This window comes from Bartonella sp. AP21QHHD, assembly GCF_042196205.1.
Classification (GTDB): Bacteria; Pseudomonadota; Alphaproteobacteria; order Rhizobiales; family Rhizobiaceae; genus Bartonella.
This window is the reverse complement of the sequence record NZ_JBHIPT010000116.1, coordinates 1-21,999: the sequence shown is the minus strand read 5'-3', so window position 1 is coordinate 21,999 and position 21,999 is coordinate 1. Positions and strand designations below refer to the sequence as shown.

Here is a 21,999-nt window from a genome sequence, read left to right as displayed (position 1 = left end):
TCTATAGAAAATTATGATAACATCATTTGCGAGACATTCAAGAATAAGAGAGCATGAGAGGTATTATTTTTACAATACCTCCTATTTTATTTTATGTTAACAAGTCGGTTGGAAAAAACATAAAAATAGTTTTTATCACTTTAAAATAGCTTGCACCAGTTTATCATCTAGGTCAAAAAAGAAACAATGTAAAAAGGGAAGGCAATATATATGGCGCGTATAAGCGGTATTTTAGCAGATAGTGATATACAAGCTTTGATTGAGAATAACTTTCTCAAGGCTCAGTATCCATTTGATAGATCTCAAATACAACCAGCAAGTCTTGATCTTCGTTTAGGGGAGAAAGCTTATCGTATACGTGCTTCTTTTATGCCGGGACCTGATACAAAAGTTTTGGATAAGCTTGAACGGTTAAAGTTGCATGAGTTTGATTTACGAGACGGAGCCGTTTTGGAAACGGGGTGTGTTTATATTGTTCCTCTTTTAGAAAGTTTAGCTTTACCAGAATTCTTATCTGCTGTTGCCAATCCCAAAAGTTCTACAGGACGATTAGATATTTTTACACGTGTCATTACGGATAATGCTCAGGAGTTTGATAAAATTTGTGCTGGTTATCATGGTCCACTTTATTTGGAAATTAGTCCACGCACATTTCCAATTTTGGTGCATACAGGCTCACATTTATCACAGCTTCGGTTTAGAAAAGGGCAAAGTTATTTAAATGAAATAGAGTTGCACACTTTGCAAAGGCAAGAAACACTGATATCGGATGATTTTCCTAATATTAGTGTTGGTGGTATTGGTCTTTCCATTAATTTAAAGGGAGACAAAAACGGGCTTATAGGTTATCGTGGTAAACATCATACAAGTGTTATTGATATTGATAAACGTGCCGTTGCCCACGTTTTAGATTTTTGGGAACCTCTTTTTGATCGTGGTCAAAGGGAGTTGGTTCTTGATCCTGATGAATTTTACATTTTAGTTTCACGAGAGTCTGTTCATGTGCCTCCGCTTTATGCCGCAGAAATGACACCTTTTGATCCTTTAGTTGGCGAGTTTAGGGTGCATTATGCAGGCTTTTTTGATCCAGGATTTGGGCATAAGGAGGCGGGTGGAAAAGGAGCAAGAGCGGTTTTAGAAGTGCGGAGCCATGAAGTTCCTTTTATCTTAGAGCATGGTCAAATTATTGGCCGTTTGGTCTATGAGCATATGCTTAATCGACCATCAACCCTTTATGGACATGATGTTGGATCACATTATCAAGCACAGGGTTTAAAGTTGTCCAAGCATTTTAAATGAGTTGGGAACCACGAATTTTGATAACATGTATGCAGAAAGCGTATTTTAGATAAAAGAAAATTTTGTGCTTCGCAAAACTGGCGTCATGCATTCTATTTTTAATTTCCAAGGTTATCTCATCTCTTGCATTTGAGAGGGTATGAGAGGCATTTTTACTTCTTTTTTCAAGAGGTTCTATCTATACGAACTCCATTTATGATGTGCAAAAGAATAGTTTTGATTATTTCATCGTGACAAAATTTACAATGAAAGAATTTTACTATATTCAATATGTTATTCATATTTATTATTATAATAAATCAATAGGTTAATAAAATTCAACATAACAGTAGCTACTCACTTTTCAAAGTAAATATGCGAGATTGGATGCTGCAATTGACTCAATTTTTCTAGAGTGTAATAACCAGTATATTTTATTCCGCATAAAAATTATCCTTAAGAGTTAATAAATAAGTTTTCACTCCAGTTTAGTAACAATTATTTTCAATAAACATTATTCTAATTTTAGTAACTCATTTATAGCCTCAAGATATAATATTGCTAGAAAATTATTCAATTAAATATGAAGGTTTCTATTGGTATGAACATTAAAAGTTTTTATGCTTTATATGAATTAGGCACTATATATTTTTATAAACTTTCATGAATAAGTAACAGATCTCAGTTTTGAATATTGATATAAGAAGATTTCTGCATGTATGCGACAGCTTTATTTCCAGTATTAATAAAGGATTTTTTCATCTTTTGGAGGAGATTATGATTTATACTTAATGACACTCTATATTCTTAATAACTGATAATGTAAGGATCTTTGGAGGGAGAAGCGACTTTAAATTATGACTAATTAAGCTACGGAGCAATCGCTTTCGAAGAGGGATTGCTTTAAAGAGAGTATAACATTTTAATTGCACATGAAGAATATATGAGTAGATACGTTATTAATGATACTTCATACTGTGAGATTTTAAATTTGGATAAGAGCAATAAAGACGTTGTTTTTATCAATTAGTTTTTTTAGAAAGTTGCAGTCTCTGTTGCTTCTATCTATTCAATAGAGTGCTTTGGGAGAATAGCGAATAGGTAGGTACATGGATTCGCTTTTATGCGTTTTAGGATGTTTTCTCTTTTCATTTAGGAACAATGGTGCCATCAATGATTATTTCTTCAACACTTGATTATCGTAAGGCAGCAAAGCGTCGTCTTCCTCCCTTTCTTTTTCACTATATTGATGGTGGGGCTTATGCTGAAGAAACGATGCGACGTAATTGTACAGATCTTCAAGCACTTGCATTGCGTCAAAGGATTCTAAGGCAAGTTGGTGAAGTTGATCTTTCAATCAAGCTTTTTGATCAGACACTTGATTTACCGATTGTACTTGCGCCTGTTGGGCTAACGGGCATGTATGCACGTCGTGGAGAGGTAAAAGCAGCGCGTGCCGCAGCGGCAAAAGGGATTCCTTTTACTCTATCCTCTGTTTCAGTTTGTCCTATTGCGGAAGTGCAAGAAGCGGTTGGAGGTGCATTTTGGTTTCAACTTTATGTTCTCAAAGATCGCGGTTTCATGCGTGATGCACTAGAACGGGCTTGGTTGGCTGGTGTACGCACGTTGGTTTTTACAGTTGATATGCCAATTCCTGGTGCACGTTATCGTGATGCGCATTCAGGAATGTCTGGTCCTTATGCTGGTTTACGTCGTTTTTTACAAGCTTTGACTCATCCATATTGGGCTTGGAAGGTTGGTGTTATGGGGCGCCCTCATGATCTTGGAAATGTCTCTGCTTATCTCAAAAAGAAAATTGCATTGGATGATTACGTTGGTTGGCTTGGTGCAAATTTTGATCCATCAATTGGTTGGCATGATTTACAATGGATTCGCGATTTTTGGAAAGGAAAAATGATTTTGAAAGGTATTCTTGATCCAGAAGATGCACGAGAAGCAGTAAAATTTGGTGCGGATGGTATTGTTGTTTCTAATCACGGCGGACGTCAGCTTGATGGTGTATTATCAACAACACGAGCGTTGCCTGCAATTGCGGATGCTGTAAAGGATTATTTGACTATTTTAGTGGACTCAGGTGTTCGTTCTGGTCTTGATGTTGTACGCATGATAGCACAAGGTGCGGATGCTGTTATGATTGGCCGTGCTTTTGTTTATGCGCTTGCAGCAGCAGGTAAGAAAGGTGTTATGCATCTCCTTGATCTTTTTGCCAATGAAATGCGGGTAGCTATGACACTGACTGGTACTCAGACAATCAAAGATATTACACGCAAGAGTTTAGTAAATATAGATGTTTTTAAGCAATGAAAGCAATATGTTATACTTCTTTCAGAAAAAGAAAGTCTTTTTATAGAGGAGCATAATTATATATTTTAAAAATATGTTGACAGTTAAAGTTAAATAGAAAAGATCAATAAGCTCCTCTATAAAATCACAGAAAATACTCAGTAACTACAATAATATTAAGTATTAATAATAATAAACACGAAAAAAAACAATAATAACATTGCATACATATTTTATTTACTTTATTAAAAGCTCATTCTACGGATAAAAAGGAACAAGCGCTGATATTAAAGGTAAAACAACTGTTGATATAGAAAAAATAGATATAAATAATGCTGTGAGCATTTTTCCCTCCTATATATAAAAAACATTAAAATATAATATGTTAATTACTTCTTTTCCATATTGGCATAAAACGTAAATTTATAAAATCCATTTAGTTTTATTTTAATATAAATAATATTAGTTATAGCATATAAATAAAATTATTAAAAATGTCAATATGTATTTATTTTAATCTATAATTATAATAAAAAATGTATCTAATAAATAATATTTCTATAATCTATATATTATTTATATTAAGTTCATTGGATAATATATTATATGGATGTGATATTGTTTTTATGGAGTACATTTTTAAGCAATGAAAAAAAATATCCGTACTATCTTTAAAAAAGCTCGTTTACTGAGAGCAAAACTGCGTGAATTAATGTGCTTTTCTTTCTTGTTTTCTCAATGATTTATGATGTTTTTGAACTGGCGAGCATATTAGGAAGCAGTTGAATATTTTTTGTATAGTATGTCATTTCTAACACTATTTATGCGTTCTCGATTGATTTTATAACTTGTTAAAATATCCAGTTCATTTTTATTGCAGATGGGGATGGTGGGGGGCCTAATGATACAAATTGGCATAGAATGTTTTGTTCCATAAGCGATTTAACAATTGCATCTCCAAGCTTCTCCTTTGATACTATGCTCTTCATAGACAACAACAGATTGGTGAGATTGGCATAACTCTAGCACTGATCTATTATCTCAAAGTTGAATTGTTGGCACACTTGTAAGCGTTGGGATAACTTCATGTTTTTGGAATCTCTTTAGCAACATCAAGACAAATCTGAACAGTTTCTTCAGTAGCAAGTAAGAGAACATCTTTTCCTTTTTTAAACAGAGGTTTTGCTGATATCAATTTTTGAAGCATTTTTATGAATACTCATAACAGCACGCTTTCCTAAACCTATATAAATAGGTACAAGATTACTCAGAGTAGAAAGAATTACAGTTTCCATTTGATCGAATTTCTACTCGTAAGTAATTGGATAATATTTACTTTATCGCTGAATAAAAAAGAAAAGTTTTTCTCTCTTTAAATAGAGGATGGATTGTCATCTAGCCAATAGGGATAGTTTGCGAGAAATTTGTTCGATGCAAAACGACTTAACATTGCAGTTACTTTTTATCATTTGAAGCTGTGAAAAGAAGGCTAAGATAGATGAAAGAATGTAAAAAATGATGGATACATTTTAAGATAAAAAATTATCATTCTGTTAATTCCACACCAGTTGCTGCTGATATTGGTAACAAAAGAAATTTGATCAAAAAAATATCAAAATTATTTGAGGACATTCCTCATGGCATGTAGACTAAACCTTTTTGTTGGTATGAGTGATATTTTCTTTGAACAGAAATTGATTCTATCTCCTGAAATCAGCAATAATCTCTCAGGTTATGTCGTAAACTTTTTAGGGATGTTACAACGCCACTATCGTCCTTTTATGAAAAATTTAGCATTTCAGATGAGCAGTTGTGAGGAATTTCAACGTTTAATACAGCAAGATCCAGAAACTCTCACGGATTTAGAACGGGCTTCAAGATTTTTATATTTACAGCGATTAAGTTTTAGAGGGAATGTAAATCGTACGATGAGAGTAGAAAACCATCGTAGCGCGCGGGGGGCTTAAGCCCTTCCAATTTGAATGCGTGCTAAAACTTATTTTCCACTGTTTAGCAGGTGTTAGCATTGAACATTTAGACTGGTCTGATTTTATTGTGCGTTATGATCGCCTAAAAATCTTGTTTTATCTTTCACCACTTTAATTGTGGTTTTGAAGGTTATTAAAGAAAGGATTTTTATAAGCGGGAGGATTATCAGCCGATGTCTAAGCTGCTTGCATAATAAGAGGGAGTTTTTTGTCTTTAAACAATATGCTAGAAATTCAAAAAACTTTAGTTAACTTTATACACCATCTTATACAGACTGCTCTGCAAATAACACAATTGCTGGTAAGGAATGGGGCATCACCAATTTTGATTTCTAAAAAAGAAACAATACGTATTAAATAGTCTTTAACTTTACAGACTTTTTGAGAATCCTTTCAGAATCTTTTGAAAAAAGTGAACTGATAGAAGATATTTCTATCAAAATATAAAAACTTTTCTAACAAGTTAGGAATAAATCTAAAAATATACATTAAATATAAAAACAGTACGATATGTAGGCAATCTGGGCTTTAGAAACAAGAATCAGAGCGTATAAAGATGCATAGAGGTGAGATTGAGACATATCATTTTTATGATTCAATAAAAAATAAAAATTAAAGAAAAAATTTTATATCAAAAATTTAAGGTGGTTTAAAAGGTGGACAGGCAATGCATGGAAGGATGAGCAAGAAGGTGAATTAGGGGAGAGCGATTTATAGATTATCAGTATCTTTGTAAAAGTATCTTCTCAAGATAAATATTGTGATGAAATAAGATTGTAGTTGAATGTTCGAAAAGATAATACGCACTCTTAATTTTTCCGTTATACACATCACAATAAAAGCCGTGAAAGGCACGGTCTTATTACAAACTTTCTCTAAAAGCAGTACATGAGTTTGCAAGATATTACCGTAATATTTTAAAAGAAGGATTTTATTTCAGAAAAAAATTATCTTAAAATAGTAAAGCAATATTTTTCAAGAAATTGCTAGGCGACTTTTGAAAGTAAAAAAGCTAAGTTAAAAAATAAAAGCAAAAATGGTTGCTGGTTTTCTCGACTGGAGTTGCATGTCATTTCCCACATAGGGAATTTACCTATAGACAAATTAACAGCCAAGATCATTCACAATGTTTTCCCGCCACTTTAGCATGAAAAAGCAGATACAGTGCGAAAGTATTTGCCTTATCGTCAACACCATTATTATAATTAGGAAGCTGAAGCAACGTCATTTACAAATCACATAAAAGCCTTACCATTATTCATTATATAGCTCCGTAGATTTCTTTTCTTCAAGCATGCCAGCTCCTAGATGTTATTTTTGTTGAAAACAGAGCCTTTGTGTATGATCAGTTCTTTGAACGACGATAGTAGTGCAATCCATAAAATCTTTTCTTATCTTCTTTTGATAGGATAACAAAGATGCCCTTAGAATACATCAATAGACTCAATCATTTTACACAAACATAATCTGTTGAATCCTTTAGTTTCAATTCAGACACCTCAGTTACTCTAATTAAATCTAATCGACCACCAGAGTGTTTTAATCCTTTAAGTGCTTTTACTTTTAATCTGAATGTATCCACCTCTTTCAAATCTTTTCATTGATTGATGTTTCAGAGGAATTATACTTTTATCACTTTATTTTCCGTTTATCTCTCCAACCACATAAACGTTCACCTTGTTCGTTATGTTTTAAAATATCTCTCGCCAAATTTGGACTAATGACATTGATATCTTGTCGATTCAAATAAATTGGCAGCCATCCAATACAAGAAGTTCGTTCATTCGTCGCGCAACCAGCTAGAAAGCTTAGTGCGCACATCAGCATCACTTTTCTTATTAATTTCATTTTCTACCTCAAGCCGTGTTGTCGCTATCTTGAAATCTTCTTTTGTTTGCTTTTGCTTCTCAACTTTTTTCCCAAGAAAAAAGGCTTTGACTAAAGCTATAAAAAAAGCTGCTATGAGCGCTGACGTCATTGTCAGATATTTTTTTATCCATAAAATCATAGACGGTGTTCCTGAAAACGTTTAGCAATGTATATCATAGCCGTACAAGCGGCTAAAACCATAATGCCTGCTAGAACCCATTGAACAGGACCATTTCCTGCAAAAAGACCTCCAAGCCCTGAAAAAGAACCTATGATTGGTGCAAGAGCTTCTACTTTGCAAATACCTGTTACGCCTTCTGGTTCTACTACATGATAATTGGGGGCAACATGAGCTCCTTTTGCCCACAATCCTGCTTCGGTTGCTCGGCGATTGACAAGACCTTGGATACGTTTTCCTCCCACTCTTGTCCATTTTTGCAATTCGGTTGGTATCGCTTCATATTCACCTTTATTAAGCTTTTTTAAAAGTGTAGAACTACGAAATGCTGTGATTCCTACATTATAGCAAAATGATACTAATGCCGCGAATTGTTCATCGTTTAAAGGAACGGTAACGGCTTTTTCAACAACAGCTTCATACTCCCTCAAGTCCTGACAAAGGATTTTTTCAGCTTCTTTTTCCGTAATTTGCATATCTTTGTGAACGCTTGGGGCACCAGCAGCACTTGTATGTCCATAACCAATTGTCCAGACACCACCAGAATCTTCATAAGCTGATAAACGCAAGCCTTCCAATTGCTTAATCAATACAAGCCCTTCTTTTGATATTTTTCGCATTATTTTTACCTATAAAAAACTACACAAAGCAGGATATGAATTAAAAACTTACATCTACTCATTTTTAAGAACAGAACAGCGAAAGGGCATAATAAATTCAAAACATCCATAGTGGATTATTTTAAGATCTATATCATTTTTTTGAATAAAGATTATGCTAAATACTATTCATTTTGCAGCAATTTATCTCCATCTAAAGACAATAACTTTATAATAATTCCATTTATAATCAGATAGATTTCACTCATAAATTCTTACAGTTGATCCAGAATGATTTAGAAGAACTTTACTTGAAAAAACTTCAATAATTCCAATGACAAAAAGCATTTTTAACAAAAAATAAGAGACATAATAATTAATGAAATAATTAGGTGTTGATTTTTAAGTAATTTCAAAAGTCATAAATTGCACCACAGAATTTTTTTATAAAAACAAAAAAACATTATAATTTAACATTATATATCTAAAAATTATCTTAGAATCAATAAAACATATACATAACGTGTTATACATATTTAATAAAAAAATCTATAGTTAATTTAATTATTCTTTGTTTTTTCCCCTAATTGCTTAATTTCATTAAAAAATACCTTTATGAAGGATTTTAAATAAACTGTTACATAAAAAACATAATGGATATTTCTCCTCTCTTACAGTCTGTTTCCAACTGAAACAATATATTAGTGGAGCATATTCAATATATAGACCAATGATATTTGATAGTTTTTTTAAGAATATTGTACTGTAATAAATTTGAACAATTAGTTCGGTTTCATATATTTTCTTTTTCATATGAAGCATTTGGTAGGGCGTTCGGGTCCAATGGTATCATCTTTGTCTGGTGTTGTATTGGCTACGTTTCCAGCAGCCTCTTAAACAAATCAATCAAGCTATTGAAATCTTTTTAGAGGCAATAGCACAAGAGACACAAAAGATTTTGACAAAAAGCTGCTTGACAATATAGGAAGCTCTCTCCTCCTAGCATCCCAGCCCATTCACATAACATAAAAAATAAAAAGGCAATGAGATGATATTTGATGATGGCAATAGATATGTAATAATACGTGAGTGTGCACAGCTTTTTAGTATATCCACAACAACGATTCGCAATTGGATGCTTCAGAGGGGGCCGGAGCCATATAAGCTAGGGTGAGCAGTGAGGTGGAGAAAGAAAGAGGTTTTAGCATTTACTCCAGAGAAAAATACGGAGCAAATAACAACAGATTAGATAAAATTGCATAAACCCTAGAAGGTGGTCTTCAAACAGATAATTAATTAAAAAAAATATATATTTCAATATGTTTAAGAAATAAAATGGTGCCGCATGCCGGATTCGAACCAGCGACCCCATCATTACGAATGATGTGCTCTACCAACTGAGCTAATGCGGCATAGGTTTGTAAGTCAATGAAACAAAACTAATTTGAGGGTAATAGCTAAAAGTACGTATAAAAGCAAGAATGCATTTTTTCAATAATTTATACATATGATAATAATTTGAAGGAGAAGTATGTAAAAGTCAGAGGAAAGTATTCTTTGACCTTAATGCTATAAAATGCTTTCCAATTTACGATAGCACTTAAATTAAGAAGCTGGGAATGTAGATCTTTAGGATGAAAAATGGTGTCAAGATAACTTAGTAAAGATAAAAACATTTTCTGATTCTTAAGAAAGAAATTTGTTGTATAAGTGATTGGGAAAATAAAGATCATCATAAACCTTTTATAATGTGCAAATAAGATGAGTAGAATTATTTGAAAAGTTACTTCTCATTTTTATGGGAAGAAAAAGGGAGGAGGATTAATAAAATTAATCACGTTTTTTTATTTAAGAGGGAGTAAAAATCATGTCGGATGAAGATCGGCTGATAGAACTAGAAATGAAGCTAGTTTACCAAGAAAAATTCATTGAGGAACTTTCTCGAGTGGTAACTGATCAATGGAAAAGTTTGGATGAGATATCTAAAAAAGTTGATGTTTTAGCGAAACGATTTTCAGATTTAAAAGAACAGAGTGTGACTGAAGCTGTTATTTTACCATTTTCTCAATAGAGAGAAGATGCTTAAAATTTTTCTGCTAATAGTCTCTTGGATTTTTTTAGATGTAATAGGGTGGATGTCACAATGGGAGTAAGATGCGAAATATTCTTTATTACAATTGCAATTATTTACAGATTGGTTTTTGTTTAACGCATTTTGTTAGACTTGTAGAATAATTTTTATAAGCTTCTTCATTAATTTCAAGAAGTTCCAATTTTATAAGGAGTGCTGATATTAGAAGACGTTTTTTTATATGTGATTTCTAGTACTAAAATTAAGAAAAGTTTTTGTAGAGTATAAAGGAACATCCATAAAAATATATGAACTTCAATATGTTAAGTTTTTTCTGTACAGAATTTTCTATAGATGGGAGTTAGGTTTATTCGCTAGTTTTTATTAAATTGATACAAATGAAGTAATGTTATCATTATCTATAGAAATCATAAGTGAGCCCGTATAATTTATAACTGAGCGCATATATTTATAATAAAGCGTTTTAATCCATTCTGATGATCAAATGATTTTCAGTTGTTTTAATAGGGTGAGGTGCTCTAAGCGATACCTGTTGTGTATAGTACAGAGAGCTCTAGAAGTTTTTTTCAAGATCAAATGTACTCTTCGTTATATGTATATGATATTTTGTGAAAAGGCTTTTGTTTTTCGTAATTTAAGATACAAAATACTATTGCTAAAGCACCAAAGATAGACCATGCGGGTAAATAAGTGAGAGTAATGCAAATTGAGGACAGAAAATCAGGCATTACCTTGCATAGAGATTGATTAAGGTGATAGATATCTGTTTGCAGAAGGCTTGTTAAAATTTTATTAAAGGGGGTTGTTGTCCAATGTGATGTGATTACAGAGTGTGTGTTATCAATGACCAATGCTATAATGGTTAGTGTAACGAAAATGAAGGACATTAATTTAAATAAAGGGTGGAGCATATTTTTTCTTAAAACTTCAACGGGACATACGTATAATGCACAAAAAAATAAGGAGTTGCATTATGATAAGAAAATAAGTTTACGTTTGTTTTGTGTTTTTTGAAAGAGGTGCCTAATTTTTCAATAAAAGTTGAGGTTAGGTTCAACAAAAGTAGTGAGGCATGATGTCTGAAAAAAAGCACGAGGAATTGAAGCGTAGCCTTCAAAATCGCCATATTCAAATGATTGCTTTGGGTGGCGTTATTGGGACAGGACTTTTTTATGGATCAACCGAGGCAATTCAATTAGCTGGCCCTTCAGTTATTTTATCTTATCTTGTCGGCGGGCTTATTATGTATTTCATTATGCGAATGCTTGGTGAAATGTCAGTAGAAGAACCGTCTTCAGGAGCATTTAGTTTTTTTGCTTATAAATATTGGGGGAGATTAGCTGGTTTCATAACAGGTTGGAATTATTGGTTTCTTTATATTCTTGTGAGCATGGCTGAACTTACAGTGATAGGGTTTTACCTTGATCATTGGATTTTGATTGATCATTGGAAGACATCTTTCATTGTTCTTTTATTTGTTACATTTGTTAATTTGTTTAATGTTCGTTTTTATGGAGAATTTGAATTTGCTTGCGCTTTGATCAAAGTGGCTGCTGTTATTGGTATGATTATTTTTGGAATTTTTCTCATTGTCACTGGACTAGGGGAAAATCAAGCGAATATTCATTATCTTTGGGACCATGGCGGTTTTTTTCCTTATGGAGCAGTAGGGGTTGTTTTAGCAACTTCTGTAGTAATGTTTTCTTTTGGAGGAACAGAGCTTATTGGTATTGCTGCTGGAGAGGCATCTAATCCACAAAAAACAATTCCAGCGGCTATTCGTCAAGTTATGTGGAGGATTATAATTTTTTATATTGGTTCTATCAGCATTATTATGATAATCAGCCCTTGGAATATGATTGGAAAAAATGGTAGCCCTTTTGTCACAATTTTCGAGACTATAGGAATTCCTGCTGCTGGTCATATTTTGAATTTTGTGGTGATTATGGCTGCTATTTCTGTTTACAATAGTGGCATTTATTCTAATGGCCGTATGCTTTATAGTTTAGCTGTACAAAAAAATGCACCACATATTTTTAGTAAACTGAGTGCTGCTCGTGTTCCTTATATTGCTATCCTTTTTTCATCATTCTGTACGGTGTTGATTGTCGTTGTTAATGCTCTTGTTCCTGATAATAGTTTCATGCGGATCATGGCTCTTGCAACTGCAGCAGCAGTGATTACTTGGGCTATTATTGTTATTGTTCATTTGAAATTTCGCAATGCCCATAAGAACAGAAAAGGCAACTTTACTTATGCGTTTGGTTTATATCCTTACGCTAACTATCTTTGTCTCTTCTTTCTTGCTTTATTATTTTGCATTATGTTTATCAGTGGTTTTGGGCAAAATGGATTGATGACTCGACTTTTTGATATGATAGGAATAAGCGTGCCTTTTCTTGAAACATATATTCCTGTACAGATGCCTGATATGAGTTTGGCAGTCATTATTATTCCTCTATGGTGCTTATTATTACTTTTAGGTTATAAACTGAAACGATAGAGAAAGAAGAGCTAATAAAAGGGATTGATTGGAATAAATCTTGGGGACTATAAAATTTGATGAGGTAACACAAGTTTTTGGTGATTTGTGTGTTTTAAGAAATATTACTGTACAGCTTACCGAAAAACGAATTGCTGTTATAGGTGCGAATGGTTCTGGAAAAAGTACATTTGTTCGTCTTATTAATGGACTCCAATTACCATCTCACGGTTTTGTAAGCGTTGATGGGCTTGATACCAAGCGCGATGCAAAAGCAGTAAAGCGTAAAGTTGGATTTGTATTTCAGAATCCCGATAATCAGATTGTTTTACCATTAGTTGAAGAGGATTTATCCTTTGGTCTCAAAAATTTAAAGCTTAATAAAGATGAAATTAAGGAGCGTGTAGATGAAATTTTACAACGCTATGAACTTCAAGATTTCAGAAATCACGCTGTCCATTTATTAAGTGGTGGGCAAAAACAACTCGTTGCTATTTCCGGTGTAGTTGCAATGAAACCAGACTACATTATTTTTGATGAGCCGACAACATTACTTGATTTGCGAAATAAGCATCGCGTTACGCAAGTGATAGAAGAATTACCACAAACGGCAATAGTTGTATCGCATGATTTGGAGTTTTTGAAAAAGTTTGATAGAGTGCTGGTTTTTGATAAGGGGGAGATAGCAATTGATGATGTACCTTTTGTTGCTATCAAGGAGTATATAAGAAGAATGTCATGATCGGTTTATATATTCCAAGGGATACGTTTATTCATAGGTTAAGTCCTGGAGTTAAGTTATTATTTCTTACGGCGTGTGGAACTTTTATAATAATGGTTTCTTCCATAGCGCTTCTTGGGTTATTTTTGTTGTTGGTCATCTTATTCTATAGAGTCGCCAAGGTCCCTTTCAAAACTGCGATAAAGCAATTTAAATCGATGGGATTGCTTTTAGTTCTTCTATTTGTATTTCAAACTATTTTTAGCGGTTGGTTTACGGGGGTTGAGGTCATATTACGTCTTGTTATCCTCTTTTCTTTATCATCACTTATTTCATTCACAACAAAAGTTTCAGATATGGTGGATGCAATTGAAGCAGGCCTCCAGCCCTTTCGTTGTTTTGGTATAAATCCATCAAAAGTGAGTATGGTTATCTCTATGGCGATCAGGTTTATTCCTCTTTTGAGTGAAAAGTTTAATGAGGTACATGAAGCACAGCAAGCACGGGGACTTAACACTAACATTGTCGCTCTTGCGATACCTTTAATTATACGAACCATAAGAATGGCTTCAGAAGTGGCTGAAGCATTGGAAGCGCGTTCTTATGATGCTGATACCATTGATACAGCATCTCATAATAATCAAAGTTTTTTATAGTGAAAGAAGAATCAAATGAATACAAAAGATTTAGTTTATATTGCCTTATTTGCCGCTGTTTATGCTATTTTGGGCCTTTTCCCTTCTATTTATCTTCCTTTTCTTCTAGGGATACCTATTACAGCTCAATCGATGGGACCGATGCTAGCAGGGTCTATACTTGGGGCAAAAAGGGGTGCTTTAGCGTCACTCCTTTTTCTTGTTCTTGTTGCGATTGGATTACCTCTGTTGCCTGGTGGTCGCGGTGGGATCAGTGTCTTTTCAGGGATTGCAAGTGGTTATTTAATAGGTTTTCCATTTGCCGCATTTTTTATTGGTTTAATGGTAGAATTGTTTTGGCAGCGGTTAAATTTTATAATATTATTTGTGATAAATACTGTCGGTGGCATTGGGATAGTTTATTCTTTTGGTGTTCCATGGACAGCTTATATGACCAAAGTTTCTTTACTGAATGTTTTAATGGCTTCATCAGTTTTTTTGATAGGCGATTGTTTAAAAGCGTTGATTGCATCCTTTATTGCACTCGCGATTAAAAGATCTGTTCCTCTCATTCATTCAAAGCATAATAACTAAAATAAATGTATTATTTTGTTATATTGTTATTATATAATATTCATATATCACTATTATTGAATTTAACTATAGTAATTTATGATGTAATTAAACACTGTAGAATCTAATATGATTCATATAAGTGATGTTATTAAAATAAATTATTATAGTATTTTTCTCTATATCTAAGGCATTTAAAGTGTACTTTTATAAATCTGATACTTTTTATTAATTGTACAACAATAACGAAAGCTTTTCCCTAGTGAAGGAATAATTCAGTGAATACAAAAGATTTAGTTTATATTGCTTTATTTGCCGCTATTTACGCTGTTTTGAGTCTTTTTCCTCCTATTTATCTTCCTTTTTTGCTGGGCGTCCCTATTACAGCTCAGTCTATGGCTCCGATGTTAGCAGGCTCTATACTTGGAGCGAAAAGGGGAGCTTTAGCATCACTTCTTTTCCTTGTTCTTATTGCGATTGGGTTACCTCTATTGCCTAGTGGTCGTGGTGGAATTAGTGTTTTTTCAGGAGTTACGAGTGGTTATCTGATTAGTTTTCCATTTGCTGCATTTTTTATTGGCTTTATGGTAGAATTATTTTGGCACCGGTTAAATTTTATAATATTATTTGTGATAAATACTGTGGGTGGCATTGGGATAGTCTATTCTTTTGGAATACCATGGGTGGCTTATATGACACAGGTCCCTTTGCTGACAGTTTTAATAAGTTCATTAGGTTTTTTGGTTAGTGGTTTCTTGAAAGTGCTGATTGCATCCTTTGTAGCGTTGACCATTAAAAAAACCGTTCCTCTCATTCATTCGGAAAAAGGGGCAGTTCTGTACTGAAGAACAAATTTTGCCAAATGTATGTAGCTTAAAAAGCACCACGGAATACCATTTTGTTTTGTCTACTTTTTATTGGTATTTTTATCTGCATAGCTCTCAGAGATAGCCATACGAAAATTGAATGTTTCGGCACCAAAATTCATTTTTGCTTTCAGGAGCAGCTCCCAAATAGCCAATTAATATCATTTTATTCAACATGCTTGTAAGTTTTATTCGATTTGCATATTATATGCATAAAGCCTTAGAATAATTTATTATTTTTTTAATATTTTTAGTTAATTAATCACTAATTTTTAAATTATTATTATATTAATTGTACAAAAACATGGATAATTAAGTGTTCATCTAAAACTCTTGATGTATATAATACCCTTATAAATGTGTTAATATAAGTAAATGTATTAATATAAGGTATAAAAATGAGATTTGAATGGAATGAAGCTAAAACAAAAAGTAATCTTAGAAAGCACCGTGTAAAGTTTTGAAATAGCTGCAAGTGTTTTTGCAGCCCCATTCACTATGGTTAAACAAGACCGTATTGAAAACGAGAGTATGGTGAGCAAGCTTTATGGCTCATGGATGGTTTTTTATTAATATTTGTAGCGCATACTGTCCATGACGATAAAGATGGCATAGAGGTAATCCGTATTATTTCAGCACGACGAGCCAACTCGAAAGAAAAGAAACGTTATAAAGAAGAAAGTTCGTTATAAAATTGATGTAGGTAACTTATCACCTTTGACAGATAAACAGAGAGTTGAAGTTGATAAACTGGCTGCAATGCCGGACAGTGCAATTGATCATAGTGATATTCCGTCACTCAATGATGTGTTCTGGAAAAATGCCGTTCGCAATCCATTCTATAAACCACCCAAAACTGTCACAACAGTGCGTGTGGATTCAGACGTGCTAGCGCGTGACTTTAAAAGTCAAGGGAAAGGATATCAAAAGCGGATTAACGCCATTTTACGTGATGCCATGCTTCGTTCAATGCACTGATTTCTCCTCCACTTAAAAGCCGAGAAGGGGGGCCCATATTCTAAAAATCTAAGCAGCTTTCACTGCAGAGTTCTCTAAAACTCGTATTGCTTTTGCAATTAAAATTTTATAGCCTTAATTTTCAGCCAAACGATTCTAAACGACGCAGTATATTTGGGATACACTACCCTCCCGTAGTCACTAAGATAACTTAGGCAACACCTGCCGTCTGATAAGACATAGACATTGTAATTATGTTAACTTTATGAATACCATTAACTTCCTTTCTTATAAATATAAAATAGATCCAGCCTCAGAATTAGTTAATATCAATGATGCTGATAAATTTTTAGAGGAAGGGAGATACGATTTTAACTGTGATAATCAATGTGCTACCTTAATAATCGAAAAGTTTTCTGTTAACTCGAAGATCTGCTATTGGATTTATGTTTTAACGGGAGAAAATAGTCCTTATAATCCTGAAGTGATTGATTCTGAAAACGACTTTCAGAATATTCCTAACCCACGTTCTAAAAATCAGATTTAACAAAATAAGCAATATTTTGGAATTTTGATTCCTATAGAGTTAACTCTTTTTTCTTCAAATAAAGAGTTAAACAAATTCTTGCAGCTACACTACAAAAAATCTTTTCCCCCGAAAACGATTGATATCTCACCTGATATTGTTGGTAAGGAAGAGTTCGAAAAAAATTGCTTTTAATTAAAGAAATAAAACTGAAATATACACAACCAAAACAATTAGATTTTTTTGCAATGCAATCAGAAGACAACTTGCTAAAGATGGCTAAACTTTTGTTGGGTGAATTTCCCACGGATGATTATTCTGAAATGGAAATTGACTTGGGTATCAAATTTAAAGAAAAAAATAATTTTAAAGAATTATTTTTTGAATCTTTTTAAAAAATATAAATTAAATCCAGCATTTAAAAACATAAGTTTTGTTGGAAAGACACATAATAATTTTGATATAATCTTTAATACTGAAACTTTTCAACATAAATTTGCTATTAAAACAAGTAAAAATGATAATGGTATGTATAATGAAGGAAATATAAAAGAAAAATTAAAGCATGAAATTGTAAATTTTACTGTATCTCTTTAATAGAGCACTGTAGCGTGTAAATAGATATATTTATTAAACTGCGTGTACGCAACATAAGGAAGAATACACAGACTAAAAAAAGTACCAAATTATAATATTTGAATATCCAAGAGCAATATCTAAGTACCAAAGTACGGTATCCAATAAAAAAGAAAACTTGTGCTCCACGTACTTAGAAATGACAGGCAAAGAAACAGTTTCTTTATAACTACTTGGGAAAATTAAAACGACAAGCGCTAAAATTATTAACTTTAGGAGACTGTGCATATACTGATGTAACTCACATGTTAATCTCTTCCAACCTGTTGTATTGCCGCATTTATATTGTGGGTTGTTTTGCAACTCAGAAGGGATATTAGAATTGCATAAAATTGCAAAAACAGTTGTTACGATCACCAAAGAAATAGACGCGAATGTCAAAATACCCTGAATAAAGTCAAGATTTTTTCTTATTCCTAAAAAACATACAAATATAAAAATTATAACGCCAAACAAGGCTTTTCTCTTCTTATCTGTAAACATATTTATTTCCTGTGAAAAAATTATGATCTCAATTTCTTAAATTATTTTCTGATATAAAAACACAAACTACCTTTTAGTCTTTTTAGCATTTGCTTTTCTTTTAATAGCAATGTCTTCTATTGCATCCAGTTGCTTTTAATATTTTAGTTAACCTCGTCTATGATTTATCTATAGTTGATGATAGCTTTAAACACAGAGCTCCATAATCCCAAACTCTTGCTTGCATTTTGATACCCAAATCCACCTTTCAACAAAGCCCATCGCACTGGCAATCCTTTCATAAAGATTAAAGAAAAGCTCTGTTATTTCAAAAGTACACGAAAGGGAATCATAATTGCCGCAACATTTTTTGCGCTGATGCTGGCTACTCATGTTTTAAAAAACAAATATTTTGAAATTCGCGTATCCTAAAATCCTTAATTTGTATTAATGGATTTATTTACTTTATAAATTTGATACTATAGAGCTATTTTAGCTTCTAGAAATATATTGTACATTAAAAAAACTTTTTAATCACTCTTTAAATGCATATCCAATCCAAAAATGATCAGCACTTTTCACTATTTTGCTATTTTTTAGAAATCTATTTTAAACTCTCCTCATTATTTCATGAGGAGTTTTGGCGCGTGAAAGAAGATCTTTTTCAGTCTCTTCACAATACTTAGAAAAATCTGTTGCTCTTGGAATGATTTTTTTTAGACATGCTTTCTACGTTGCTCTGCAAAATGCGTTTTAAGAACTCTTTCAAAATCAATAAGGAAATACCTTTGAGTTCAGTTTGATAAGCTTGAGAAGAGGTATTATAGTCCATATATTTTTGCATGTGGAAGCTACCACAAGAGAACAAGCGAAAAGTATTAGAGATATCATCATTTGAAGCTTTTACAGCAATAAACCTGTGAAGCCATATGCAAGTCTCAAGTGCGTTTTCTTCATTCGGTTTTTGTTTTTAATTTTCCATACGACACACGGCTATTTCAGGCTATTACTTTGGGTTGATTAAGATTTGTAAGGAAAGTTGATTGGCAAGCAGTTAAGGCTGAATTTAAAGACTGGGATTATAAAGCCCAAGGGCTGACAGAAGCCGGTGCGGCTATCCGTGGCATTGGCTGTCACGGCGGTTACAGGCGGAGCAGCCTCGGGCGCTGCTAGTGCCATTACCGGTGCTTTGGGGCTTGGCTCGAGCACCGCCATGAATGCAGCGATACAGGCAGGTGTCCAAGCGCTGATTAACAAAAGCGCTGTGGCTCTTGTCAATAATCGCGGCAATATTGCCGGTGCCTTGCATGAGCTTGGCTCTTCAAAGAATGTTCTCAGCATTGTCTCGTCGATGTTAACGGCGGGCTTAACCAGCCAACTAACCGAAATGGCTGGTGTTGGACAATCCTTGCCTAAAACGGCTCCTCTGGTTGATCGCATCACCCGTGAGGCGGAAAAGAACTTGATCAAAGCCGCCATTGGCACAGGCGTTCAAACGGCTCTTGAGGGTGGCTCTCTTGACAAGAACTTTTTTAACAATCTGCGCATCGCCCTGTCTGATACGGTTGGCAAATCGTTGGCGGAAGAAATCGGTACCGCCAAGGCAGAAGGCAAAATAGATACGGTCACGCAGATCGTTGCCCATGCAGGACTTGGCTGCTTAAAAGGCGCTGTTGCGAGCGGTGCTTGCACAGCCGGTGCTGTGGGGGGTGCTGTGGGTGAAGCCACTGCTATGCTCCAGTTTCAATTGTGGGTGCAAGGCATTGTGAAAGAGGAAATGGGGGACCTAAACGGTCGCACCCCAACTGCGGAAGAGGAAGCGCGTATAAACGCAAAGATTGATGCGCAGTTTGCTGACTTTAGAGACCACACCATTGATGTTGCAAGGGCTGCCGGGGGCGTTGCTGCCGCCATTGCCGGTGGCAATGTTGATGCCGGCGCTGATGCCGCTGGTAATGCCGCTGCAAATAACTACCTCAGCAGTGCGCAACAAGCTCAGATGGAGAAAGAATTAAAGGAGTGTCCTGACTTTTTATGTGCAGCAGAAGTGTCTGCGAAGTGGACTGCGATTAGTACAGGGCAAGATATAAGCTTTGCGGCAGGTATGGTAGCTGGTGTCCCGGCTGAAATATACGATACGGTTGATGGTTTTTTGCAAATAGCCAAACATCCCAAAGAGACTTTGAAAGCGCTCAAAGATTTTTTCAGCAGTGGTGAGATTTTGGCGACAATTGGTCAGACCCTTGGACAGTCCTATGTAGATCGCATTAATAAAATGGAGGAGGAATATGAGCGAGCCGGTGCTGGTGGATCCTTTAAAGCTGGACTTGAATTTGGAAAATTATTGACTGAAACAGCATCCCTAATGACAGGAGTTGCTGGAGCAGCCAAGGGAGCCATAAAGCTTGGCGAAAAGGCTTGGATTAAATTCATTGCTAGGAAAGATTTTGCCCAATTCGCTTCCAAGAAAAATCTTGCAGAACTTGCAGCTCAAGGAGATCCTGACAAACTAGCTGCTAGGAAAGAACTGACCAAACTTGCTGCTAAAGAAAAAAAGCTTTGGTTAAAAAAGAAACCCACTAAATTTACCGATAGCAAATTTGGACAGACCTACACAGTTTATCGGAGAGACGACCAGTTTGATCCTAACCAAATTGTTAGTTGGACAGTAAAGAAGAAAAAGGTGTGGGGTACCAATATTGAAAGGACAAAAACAGGAAGAGCACCTATGGGGTTTGATGGCAAGCCTGTTGAGTTGCATCACCTAAAGCAAACCCCCGATGGACCCCTAGCGGAAATGAGCCATGAATTTCATAAAAAATATACTTCTGTTATTCATGCTAATCCAAAAACACATCAATCGCTTATAGAGAGAAAAAAGTTTAAGAAGCAGAGAAAGGAATATTGGAAAGAATACGGCAATGGGCATGGAGAACAAAAAAACAGTAGTTTAGGAGGAATAATTGATATGAAATGGGGTATCATAGGTCTAAATTTTGACAGATGGGGACAGGAGCACCGGCAGTAGTGATCTACGGTTGATGAAAAGAGAAAAAACAGAGATTTATAGAATAATTGATGGAGAATAATTGATGAAAACCTATACCTTAGATGATGTTATACAATTAGTTGATAAATATGAAGGTGATATTGTCAATTTTTGTTCTGAAGAAAATGCGGTTGGTGATCTCGTGATTGAAAAGGCGGAGAAAGCTCTCGGTTTACAATTCACATCTTCCTATAAAGTTTTTTTAAAACATTATAAAGGCGGGGACATTGGTGGTGAAGAAATCTATAGTCTTTATGAGCATCCTATAGGTGTTCCTTTTGATGATATTGTTTTTCAAAACTTAAATGATAGAAAACGTGGTTTCGCAACACCAAAACAGCTTATCGTTTGTGATGCTGCTTTTGGTGAAACCTTTTATTTTGATTATACGCAGTTTAGGGATGGTGAATGCCCACTTTATGTCATGCTTCCATCTGAAGATTGTGAATATTACGCCAGTAATTTTTATGAATTCCTTTGTAAAAGAATTAAAGAAAGCGCGGGAGAAGAGATACCTGATGGAGACCAACCAATTGAAAAGATTGAGAACGCTCCCACTCCGCAACCTATCCCTTTTTACAAGAGTTTTTGGAAAAAACTATGGAAGAGGTGAAATTGATAGTGAGGAAATATGGAGCGTTACGCAAGTTCTGAGGATCATCTATGAAAACCTATACTTTAGCTGATGTTGCAGTATTAATTGATAAGTATCCGGATGTTATCGACTTTGGCACTGCAGAGGATGCACCTGATGATATATTGATTGAAAAGGCTGAGAGAACTC

Annotated in this window: 16 protein-coding genes, 1 tRNA gene and 5 pseudogenes; 17 read left to right on the top strand and 5 right to left on the bottom strand. The window is 34.3% G+C overall.

Annotated elements, in window-relative coordinates:
• Nucleotides 1-210 precede the first annotated feature (210 nt).
• Nucleotides 211-1,299 carry a 2'-deoxycytidine 5'-triphosphate deaminase gene (locus ACFIMC_RS08095; RefSeq protein ID WP_375613513.1) on the top strand — a complete coding sequence of 363 codons (1,089 nt, stop codon included), beginning with the start codon at nt 211-213 and terminating at the stop codon, nt 1,297-1,299.
• A 1,152-nt stretch (nt 1,300-2,451) separates the two neighbouring features.
• Nucleotides 2,452-3,603 (top strand): FMN-dependent L-lactate dehydrogenase LldD, encoded by a 1,152-nt coding sequence (gene lldD / locus ACFIMC_RS08090; RefSeq protein ID WP_375613512.1) that lies wholly within the window; start codon nt 2,452-2,454, stop codon nt 3,601-3,603.
• Between the two features lie 1,063 nt (nt 3,604-4,666).
• On the opposite strand, the gene ACFIMC_RS08085 is transcribed toward lldD, so the two are convergent.
• A complete protein-coding gene (locus tag ACFIMC_RS08085) occupies nt 4,667-4,789 on the bottom strand; it encodes a hypothetical protein (RefSeq protein ID WP_375681061.1) in 123 nt (40 codons plus the stop codon).
• A 430-nt stretch (nt 4,790-5,219) separates the two neighbouring features.
• Here ACFIMC_RS08085 and ACFIMC_RS08080 point away from each other — a divergent pair, with 430 nt between their 5' ends.
• Complete coding sequence (locus ACFIMC_RS08080) at nt 5,220-5,549, top strand: hypothetical protein (protein ID WP_375672074.1); 330 nt, start codon at nt 5,220-5,222, stop codon at nt 5,547-5,549.
• Nucleotides 5,550-6,279: 730 nt separating this feature from the next.
• Nucleotides 6,280-6,713, top strand: a pseudogene (locus tag ACFIMC_RS08075) (integrase); the annotation flags it as partial.
• A 637-nt stretch (nt 6,714-7,350) separates the two neighbouring features.
• On the opposite strand, the gene ACFIMC_RS08070 reads toward ACFIMC_RS08075, so the two are convergent.
• Together ACFIMC_RS08070 and ACFIMC_RS08065 are read right to left on the bottom strand one after the other, a co-directional pair.
• On the bottom strand, nt 7,351-7,578 hold the full coding sequence (locus ACFIMC_RS08070) for a hypothetical protein (protein ID WP_375672073.1): 228 nt from the start codon (nt 7,576-7,578) through the stop codon (nt 7,351-7,353).
• On the bottom strand, nt 7,575-8,237 hold the full coding sequence (locus ACFIMC_RS08065; protein ID WP_375612387.1) for a lysozyme: 663 nt from the start codon (nt 8,235-8,237) through the stop codon (nt 7,575-7,577). The genes ACFIMC_RS08070 and ACFIMC_RS08065 overlap by 4 nt, the downstream gene beginning before the upstream one ends.
• A gap of 1,027 nt (nt 8,238-9,264) precedes the next feature.
• Here ACFIMC_RS08065 and ACFIMC_RS08060 point away from each other — a divergent pair.
• A pseudogene (locus ACFIMC_RS08060) lies at nt 9,265-9,465 on the top strand (helix-turn-helix transcriptional regulator).
• A gap of 87 nt (nt 9,466-9,552) precedes the next feature.
• Here the strand turns inward: ACFIMC_RS08060 and ACFIMC_RS08055 are convergent.
• Nucleotides 9,553-9,628 (bottom strand) — tRNA-Thr (locus ACFIMC_RS08055).
• Nucleotides 9,629-10,083: 455 nt separating this feature from the next.
• Between ACFIMC_RS08055 and ACFIMC_RS08050 the strand changes: the two genes are divergently transcribed.
• The 9 genes from ACFIMC_RS08050 to ACFIMC_RS08010 all read left to right on the top strand — a co-directional run bounded on the left by ACFIMC_RS08050 (nt 10,084) and on the right by ACFIMC_RS08010 (nt 17,665).
• Complete coding sequence (locus ACFIMC_RS08050; RefSeq protein ID WP_375634991.1) at nt 10,084-10,287, top strand: SlyX family protein; 204 nt, start codon at nt 10,084-10,086, stop codon at nt 10,285-10,287.
• A 1,096-nt stretch (nt 10,288-11,383) separates the two neighbouring features.
• The gene (locus ACFIMC_RS08045; RefSeq protein WP_375672080.1) at nt 11,384-12,811 is read left to right on the top strand and encodes an amino acid permease; all 1,428 of its coding nucleotides are present in this window, start codon (nt 11,384-11,386) and stop codon (nt 12,809-12,811) included.
• A gap of 40 nt (nt 12,812-12,851) precedes the next feature.
• On the top strand, nt 12,852-13,532 hold the full coding sequence (locus ACFIMC_RS08040; protein ID WP_375618715.1) for an energy-coupling factor ABC transporter ATP-binding protein: 681 nt from the start codon (nt 12,852-12,854) through the stop codon (nt 13,530-13,532).
• The gene (locus ACFIMC_RS08035) at nt 13,529-14,167 is read left to right on the top strand and encodes an energy-coupling factor transporter transmembrane component T family protein (protein ID WP_375633214.1); all 639 of its coding nucleotides are present in this window, start codon (nt 13,529-13,531) and stop codon (nt 14,165-14,167) included. Before ACFIMC_RS08040 ends, ACFIMC_RS08035 begins: the two co-directional genes overlap by 4 nt.
• A gap of 15 nt (nt 14,168-14,182) precedes the next feature.
• Nucleotides 14,183-14,740, top strand: coding sequence for a biotin transporter BioY (locus tag ACFIMC_RS08030; protein WP_375662645.1), 558 nt, complete (start codon nt 14,183-14,185; stop codon nt 14,738-14,740).
• 257 nt (nt 14,741-14,997) lie between these two features.
• Nucleotides 14,998-15,564: a biotin transporter BioY gene (locus ACFIMC_RS08025; protein ID WP_375629706.1), complete on the top strand. Its 567-nt coding sequence runs from the start codon at nt 14,998-15,000 to the stop codon at nt 15,562-15,564.
• Nucleotides 15,565-16,254: 690 nt separating this feature from the next.
• Nucleotides 16,255-16,563, top strand: a complete 309-nt coding sequence (locus ACFIMC_RS08020) for a BrnA antitoxin family protein (RefSeq protein WP_375613812.1) — start codon at nt 16,255-16,257, stop codon at nt 16,561-16,563.
• A gap of 244 nt (nt 16,564-16,807) precedes the next feature.
• Nucleotides 16,808-17,089: a hypothetical protein gene (locus ACFIMC_RS08015; protein ID WP_375629703.1), complete on the top strand. Its 282-nt coding sequence runs from the start codon at nt 16,808-16,810 to the stop codon at nt 17,087-17,089.
• 288 nt (nt 17,090-17,377) lie between these two features.
• Nucleotides 17,378-17,665, top strand: a complete 288-nt coding sequence (locus tag ACFIMC_RS08010; RefSeq protein ID WP_375681060.1) for a hypothetical protein — start codon at nt 17,378-17,380, stop codon at nt 17,663-17,665.
• Here the strand turns inward: ACFIMC_RS08010 and ACFIMC_RS08005 are convergent.
• Nucleotides 17,649-18,187 (bottom strand): annotated as a pseudogene (locus ACFIMC_RS08005) (hypothetical protein). The gene ACFIMC_RS08010 and the pseudogene ACFIMC_RS08005 overlap by 17 nt on opposite strands.
• Before the next feature lie 1,011 nt (nt 18,188-19,198).
• On the opposite strand from ACFIMC_RS08005, the pseudogene ACFIMC_RS08000 reads away from it, so the two are divergent.
• The 3 genes and pseudogenes from ACFIMC_RS08000 to ACFIMC_RS07990 all read left to right on the top strand — a co-directional run.
• Nucleotides 19,199-21,194 (top strand): annotated as a pseudogene (locus ACFIMC_RS08000) (DUF637 domain-containing protein); the annotation flags it as partial.
• 64 nt (nt 21,195-21,258) lie between these two features.
• Nucleotides 21,259-21,828 carry an SMI1/KNR4 family protein gene (locus ACFIMC_RS07995; protein WP_375681059.1) on the top strand — a complete coding sequence of 190 codons (570 nt, stop codon included), beginning with the start codon at nt 21,259-21,261 and terminating at the stop codon, nt 21,826-21,828.
• Between the two features lie 50 nt (nt 21,829-21,878).
• Nucleotides 21,879-21,999: pseudogene (locus tag ACFIMC_RS07990) on the top strand (SMI1/KNR4 family protein); the annotation flags it as partial.

Excerpts from the sequence above, each read along its gene's own strand:
- ACFIMC_RS08035 (WP_375633214.1), top strand. The coding sequence starts at position 13,529 with ATGATCGGTTTATATATTCCAAGGGATACGTTTATTCATAGGTTAAGT.
- ACFIMC_RS08095 (WP_375613513.1), top strand. The coding sequence starts at position 211 with ATGGCGCGTATAAGCGGTATTTTAGCAGATAGTGATATACAAGCTTTG.
- ACFIMC_RS07995 (WP_375681059.1), top strand. The coding sequence starts at position 21,259 with ATGAAAACCTATACCTTAGATGATGTTATACAATTAGTTGATAAATAT.
- ACFIMC_RS08015 (WP_375629703.1), top strand. The coding sequence starts at position 16,808 with ATGAATACCATTAACTTCCTTTCTTATAAATATAAAATAGATCCAGCC.
- ACFIMC_RS08085 (WP_375681061.1), bottom strand. The coding sequence starts at position 4,789 with ATGCTTCAAAAATTGATATCAGCAAAACCTCTGTTTAAAAAAGGAAAA.
- lldD (WP_375613512.1), top strand. The coding sequence starts at position 2,452 with ATGATTATTTCTTCAACACTTGATTATCGTAAGGCAGCAAAGCGTCGT.
- ACFIMC_RS08030 (WP_375662645.1), top strand. The coding sequence starts at position 14,183 with ATGAATACAAAAGATTTAGTTTATATTGCCTTATTTGCCGCTGTTTAT.
- ACFIMC_RS08065 (WP_375612387.1), bottom strand. The coding sequence starts at position 8,237 with ATGCGAAAAATATCAAAAGAAGGGCTTGTATTGATTAAGCAATTGGAA.
- ACFIMC_RS08050 (WP_375634991.1), top strand. The coding sequence starts at position 10,084 with ATGTCGGATGAAGATCGGCTGATAGAACTAGAAATGAAGCTAGTTTAC.
- ACFIMC_RS08045 (WP_375672080.1), top strand. The coding sequence starts at position 11,384 with ATGTCTGAAAAAAAGCACGAGGAATTGAAGCGTAGCCTTCAAAATCGC.
- ACFIMC_RS08080 (WP_375672074.1), top strand. The coding sequence starts at position 5,220 with ATGGCATGTAGACTAAACCTTTTTGTTGGTATGAGTGATATTTTCTTT.
- ACFIMC_RS08010 (WP_375681060.1), top strand. The coding sequence starts at position 17,378 with ATGATTATTCTGAAATGGAAATTGACTTGGGTATCAAATTTAAAGAAA.
- ACFIMC_RS08070 (WP_375672073.1), bottom strand. The coding sequence starts at position 7,578 with ATGATTTTATGGATAAAAAAATATCTGACAATGACGTCAGCGCTCATA.